This window comes from Streptomyces sp. NPDC000941 (assembly GCF_053599555.1).
The window spans coordinates 1-5,811 of record NZ_JBSFMM010000387.1 but is presented as its reverse complement, the minus strand read 5'-3'; the positions used below and the strand labels follow the sequence as shown (position 1 = coordinate 5,811).

Sequence of the window (5,811 nt, the reverse complement as noted above, 5' to 3'; positions counted from 1 at the left end):
ATCGATGTCCTTCAGGTCGACGCCCGCGAAGCCCGTCGCCGAGCAGGTCTTCGCACCCTTGTTGGTCATCTGAACAGTGACCTCACCCACCTTCTGGTCGGGCGAGCTGTCCACAGCCTCCATGACCAGGTCGCTCGTGCGGCAGAACTTGCTCTTTCCCCCGCCCTTCGCCGCACCGTCGGTGGCGTCCTGCCCGCCGCCCGCCTCCGAGCCCCCCTTGCCCTTGGCGTCGGAACCCTGCGCACCGCCGGAGGAACCCGAGGAACTGCTCGACCCGGCCGGGGCCGTGCCGGCCTGGCCCGCGGACTTCTCATCGCCGTTGCAGGCCGTCAGGGTCAGCGCGGCGGCCGCGGTCAGGACCGCGGCGGCGACGCGGAAGGTGCGGCGGCGGGCGGTGCGGGCAGTGGTGTTGGAGCGCATTTCGGGTCCCCCCAAGGGCGGTCGGTGTCGTCGTCTGCTCGGTACGACAACAACTCTGGCCGGGGCCACTATCGCAACACTGCCGCCCCACTAACACCCCACTAACGCGTCAGTGACCAGGGAAAAGACGCCATCATGAGACGGTGAAGCGCCGTCGGCCGCCTTACGCGGACCGCTGGCTGGCGCGCGGCGAGCTCGGCCGGGCTCGCCGCGTACGTCTCCGAGATGACGACGGCGGCGAGCGCCAGGAGCACGACCACTCGACGGGTTGCAGGCTCAGGCAACCGAGGCCCTGACGCCACCTTTGCCCCGGTAGTCCGAGGGCTGCGTCTTCTTCTGAAGCCCGCCAGATCACGCGTTCTGCTCGCTTTGCCGACACTCGCTTGATCGCGCGTCGTAGCGCGTCGGCTACTGTCCCTCCTGGCAGAGCATTCGAGGGCCTGGGGGAATTGTGCGATCGCAGATGCTGCTCGGAACCGTGTATGCGGCCCTCGTCGGGGCGGCACTGACGGGGTGCTCCAGCGGCGGCGACGGTGCGGCCGCAGCGCCCGGAGGTCGCGCACCGTGGGCTTCATCACCAACTGCGGGATCCAGCCGGGGCGCTACACCGGACGGTGACAAGCGTGCGAGCGCCGGTGGCCTCAAAGACGACGGACCTCACAAGATCATCGCTCCGGCGTCGGTGATGTCCGAGTACCGACTCCTAATGAGATGGTCGGCACTCCGGTTGAGCAGCATCCCGACGGTCTCGACAACGCCAGCATGAAGTGCCACCTCACGCGAACCGACAACATGGATGCCCATGGGCCATGGGCGAGGGGCGTCCCCATGTGCTTCTGGGCCGACCACAGCATCGTTGCATCCGCCACCGTGATCAAGGTGCCCGTGCCATCTCTCGAAGACGCCACCCAGACCGTCGCAGACCTCCGCCGAATCATCCGCGTTGCCGACTGAGTGAGCGTTTGAATCTTTGTTGTCCGTTTCATTTGGATGAGCTGCTGCGCCAGTTGGTGGTGGTTTCGTGGGTGAGGCGGTGGGTCGTGAGGGTGATGGCGGCGAGTTGGATCACGGCTGCTGATCGGTGGGGGTGGGTTTCGTAGCCGCGGGCCAGGCGGCGGTGGTGCATGAGCCAGCCGAGGGTGCGTTCGATGACCCAGCGGCGGGGCTGGACGTGGAAGCCGCGGATGTTGGGGTCGCGTTGGACGATTTCGAGGTCGATGCCGAGGTGGGCGGCTTGTTCCACGGCTTTGGTCTTGTAGCCGTTGTCGGCCCAGGCTTTGGTGACGGTGGGGTGGTGCTCGCGGGCTTTGGCCAGGAGTTGGGTGCCGGCGGCGGAGTCGTGGACGCTGGCGGCGGTGACGGCCACGGCCACCCCAGCTCAGCAGCCTGATCGGAATATTGACACCCTTCAGGCCGAGCAGGCCCGCGACCTTGCTCTTGAGGTGGGCGTGTGCCTCGAGTCGTTGCGCTTTGTGGTCCGCGACCGGGACGGCCAATACGCCAAGTCCTTCGGCGCGGTCTTCGAAGCTGAGGGCATCGAAACCGTCAGGGCCGCCCCGCGGGCCCGGCGGATGAACGTGCACTGCGAGAGTGCGATCGGGACACTGCGGTGTTTCTCGGCATCTGGATGCCGCTGAGGACGACCGCGATACCCGCGTCCGCGAGGATGCCATCGAACATTCCTGAGAACTTCCCGTCCCTGTCTTGGATCATGAATCGTGCCCCCCCGCATCCGACGTCCTCGAGGTCCATGACCAGATTCTTCGCCGCTTGCGTTACCCAGGAGGCGGTCGGGTGTTCGATGGCGTCGAGGATCCGGATGCGGCGACTACTGTGTTCGATCACCGCGAGTACATGCATCCGCGCGCCGGACAGGGTGACCGTCTCAAAGAAGTCGCAGACCAGGAGGGCGTCGGCTTGGGAGCGCGGGAAGTCGGCCCATGTGCTGGAGGTCCTGTCGGGGGCTGGATCGACGCCGGATTGCTTGAGGATCTTCCAGACGGTCGAGGCGGCCACCTTCACGCCCAGTACGAGCAGCCTGCGCCATGTTCCGTGGTCGGATGGTCATTGCCGCCGCACGGATGGCACGGCGACCGGTGTGCACGTGCGGCGGTACGGTTCAGGTCGACCTGGGCGAGGCGGCGGCTTCGTCCGAGCGCAATGAGATCCGGCACACCGCGTATGTTGCTCACAACTCCGTCCCATAACCTCGTGCATGGAGACGTCGGATGCCACGTGAATCCACTCTGAGGAGGCGATGGTGCTCGGAAGGGACACGCGGTTGTTCGCGGGCGCCGTGATCGTAGCCTGCATGGTGCTCGTCGGCCCCAGCGCACCAAGCGGCGCGCCCCTCGCCAGGCCACTTCCCGTCGATGCCGTCAGGGGTGTCGTGCCGAACCGGGTCATGACGTGGAACATCTGCAACCCCTGTGAGGAAAGCAACGTCGACCGCGCAGCGGAGATCGCCACGTATGCGCCCCAGGTGATCGGCCTACAAGAAGCGTGCGTGCGTGACGTCGAGCGGATGCGGGACTATCTGGAGGGCTTTTACGGGCTGGTTTACCACGTCGAGTACGGGATGGTTCTTCGGAATTGGGGCCGCTGCGGGGGAGCGCCGTGGAGTCCGGGGGCATTCGGCCAAGCGGTCCTCTCGGCGGCGCCGATGACGAACTCGGTCAACGTGGAATACCCCGACGGCGGATCCGAGGACCGTGGGTACATGGCAGTCACCACCAGTGTGGGCGGCCGGTCGGTCCGGGTCTTCAACACACACCTCGCTCAACGACGTCAGGAGGCAGTCCGAGCAGACCAGACCGACATACTCGCCGCAGACGTCGCCCGGCACGACCGTGCGATCGTTCTCGGCGACTTCAACGCTGTGCCGGACGCTCCCGAGCTCACCGGGATGTGGGCACTGGCCGCGGACACAGACCCCCAGTGTCATCCCTCGTCTACCGGAACCTGCAAGCCGACCACCGACTGGCAGAGCAAGTTTGACTACATTTTCCTGCGAGGCATCGTCCCGCTCGAGCACCGTGTGCTTCCGACCCCGTACTCGGACCACCACCTGCTGCACACCGACCTGGACCCAACTTGAGTGGGCGCCTGCGGCTTGGAGGTCCATGGCCATATTGCGGGCGGCCTGGGTGGCCCAGGCCGCGCTGGGGTGTGCGGTCGCGCCGGGGATCCGCACGCGGCGGGTGGCGTGCTCGATCACCGCGAGGACGTACAGCGTCGCTCCGGTCAGTGTTTTGGTCTCGAAGAAGTCGGCGGCGAGGATGGCCTGGGCCTGGGTGCGCAGGAAGGTCGCTCAGGTGGTGTGTTGGCGTTCGGGTGCGGGGTCGATGCCGTGTTCCTTGAGGATGTTCCACATGGTGCCGGCGGCGACCTTGATACCGAGGACGGCGAGTTCGCCGTGGATGCGCCGGTACCCCCAGCTGGAATTCTCTCGTGCCAGCTGTAACGCCAGGGTGCGTACGGATCGTACAGTGCGGAGTCGTCCCGGCCGTTTGGGGCGGGAGGCCTTCGCGTGGCGGCGGCGCAGCAGCTCACGGTGCCGGCGCAGCACCGTGTCACGCGAGACCATCAGCGGTAGTTGACGAAGATGGACCCAGGGGAGGCGGTGCAGGAGGGCGGCCGGCAGTGCACGGTCTGGCCAGGTGAGCTTTGGGTTGTCGGTCTGTCGCTGCGGCACGGCCAGTTGATGGCGTAACACCAGGATCTCGGCGTCTTTGTCACGATCACTCATGGGCAGAAGCCGTATCAGCGTGAACATGCTCGTCAAGGCCAGGTAGGACAGTCGCAGCAGCACCGGACCATGCTGGAATCGGTGAGGTCGCGTCGGCAACGGGGGATGGGTCCTCCACCGTCACGGTTGACCGGCAGGCCCGCTGCAGCGCTCAGGCTCCCTGACCAGCACGGACGAGGCTTCTGGCGCGTACACGACTGCCGCGAGCAACGTCGACATCCTCGCGTTTCGCCATGAGGTCGCCGTCCTGCGCCGTCAGATGGAGCGTCCGCGGCTCTCATGGGCTGATCGTGCCGTGCTCTCCGCTCTCGCGCGGCACCTGCCACCCGTCTTACGCCGCCACCGGCTGGGTCACCCCGGGCACACTGCTGACCTGGCACCGGCGTCTGGTGCGCTGGAAATGGCGCCAACCCCGGACCGGACCCGGCCGGCCACCGCTGGCGGAAGAGACGGTCGCGCTCATCCTGTGCCGTTCAGAAACGCGTCGCTGCTGCTCATAGGGGGTCTGGCGAGACCTGCGGGGATGTTGGGAACATGCCGGGGTGATCGTCTCGCTGGTGTATCAGGTGACGCGGAAGCTGTTGTCGGTCCCGGCGGTGCTGCTGCATCGGCAGGCGGCCAAGGATGCTGAACTGCTGGTGCTCCGTCACGGGAATGCGGTGCTGCGCAGGCAGCTTGCGGGCCGGGTGCGGTTCGACCAGGCGGACCGGCTCTGGTTCGCGGCGCTGTCCTCGCTGATACCCCGGTGGCGCTGGGCGCGGGTTTTCCTGGTGACTCCGGGGACCCTGCTCGTATGGCACCGAAGGCTTGTTGCACGCAGATGGGACCACAGCAAGTACCGGAGCAGCCCTGGCCGGCCGCCTACCGCGAATGTGATAAAGGATCTGGTGGTGCGGTTGGCTCGGGCGAATCCGTGCTGGGGCTGCCGCAGGCGAGCTCACGCGGTTGGGGTAAGTCGGTGCCTCGACGGTCTGGGGGATCTTGACGGCGTCTGGCATCGGCCCGGCTCCCCGCCGCGGCGGGCCGACGTGGCGTGAGTTCCTCACAGCACAGGGCGATTCCATCATCGCCTGCGACTTCCTCCATATCGACCTGGTGGACCTGCGCCGGGTCTACGCGCTGGTCTTCCTCGAGCACGGCACGCGTCGCCTGCACGTCGCTGGGGTGACCGCACACCCGACCGCGCGGTGGACGGATCAGCAGGTCCGCAACCACATCACAAGCGTGTGGGTGCCGGAAACCGTGACACCCTATGCGACCTGCGCGGTGAAGCAGTTTTGAAGTGCTACGGGGCGTGGCGTGGCTGGCGGGCTGGTCCAACTGCTGCTGTGGTGGCAGACACGGGGGTACCTCTTGTTCTCGCTGGTCGGGACGGGGTCCGGTGGGCCGTGTCGGGTTTCCCCGGCTGGCGACGGTTCCATCCTCTGATCCCTGGGCCCGCCCTACGGGTGGCGTAAAGGCCCAGTGGTGGCGCTCGCCACATCGGCTTTGTCGTCCTTGTCTTCGCAGGCGCCCAATGCCAGGACCGTCGCCGCGGCGTTAGCGGTCAGAGGGCTTCTCGAAACCGAGTGGAGGGCTGGGGGCTCCGTACGGGTGTGCTGTTCAGGTGATTGTGGCCGCGCGGGGGCATGAAGGCAGGGCCT

General features: G+C 66.8%; 3 protein-coding genes and 3 pseudogenes. 2 read left to right on the top strand and 4 right to left on the bottom strand.

Features of this window, described 5'->3' with window-relative positions; all coding sequences use genetic code 11:
• From ACWDSL_RS51355 to ACWDSL_RS51345, 3 genes and pseudogenes are all read right to left on the bottom strand, one after another.
• A partial coding sequence (locus tag ACWDSL_RS51355) for a DUF4232 domain-containing protein (protein WP_450496406.1) occupies positions 1–420 on the bottom strand: 420 nt, incomplete at its 3' end.
• 982 nt (positions 421–1,402) lie between these two features.
• A pseudogene (locus ACWDSL_RS51350) lies at positions 1,403–1,792 on the bottom strand (transposase); the annotation flags it as partial.
• 173 nt (positions 1,793–1,965) lie between these two features.
• Positions 1,966–2,442: a hypothetical protein gene (locus ACWDSL_RS51345; protein ID WP_450496404.1), complete on the bottom strand. Its 477-nt coding sequence runs from the start codon at positions 2,440–2,442 to the stop codon at positions 1,966–1,968.
• Positions 2,443–2,677: 235 nt separating this feature from the next.
• Between ACWDSL_RS51345 and ACWDSL_RS51340 the strand changes: the two genes are divergently transcribed.
• Positions 2,678–3,517, top strand: a complete 840-nt coding sequence (locus tag ACWDSL_RS51340) for an endonuclease/exonuclease/phosphatase family protein (RefSeq protein WP_450496408.1) — start codon at positions 2,678–2,680, stop codon at positions 3,515–3,517.
• Here ACWDSL_RS51340 and ACWDSL_RS51335 read toward each other — a convergent pair.
• Positions 3,506–4,231 (bottom strand): annotated as a pseudogene (locus tag ACWDSL_RS51335) (integrase); the annotation flags it as partial. The gene ACWDSL_RS51340 and the pseudogene ACWDSL_RS51335 overlap by 12 nt on opposite strands.
• Positions 4,232–4,710: 479 nt before the next feature.
• On the opposite strand from ACWDSL_RS51335, the pseudogene ACWDSL_RS51330 reads away from it, so the two are divergent.
• Positions 4,711–5,380 (top strand): annotated as a pseudogene (locus ACWDSL_RS51330) (integrase core domain-containing protein); the annotation flags it as partial.
• Positions 5,381–5,811 lie beyond the last annotated feature (431 nt).

Bases quoted from the DNA above. Each gene is read 5' to 3' on its own strand.
- ACWDSL_RS51340 (WP_450496408.1), top strand. From the start codon at position 2,678: ATGGTGCTCGGAAGGGACACGCGGTTGTTCGCGGGCGCCGTGATCGTA.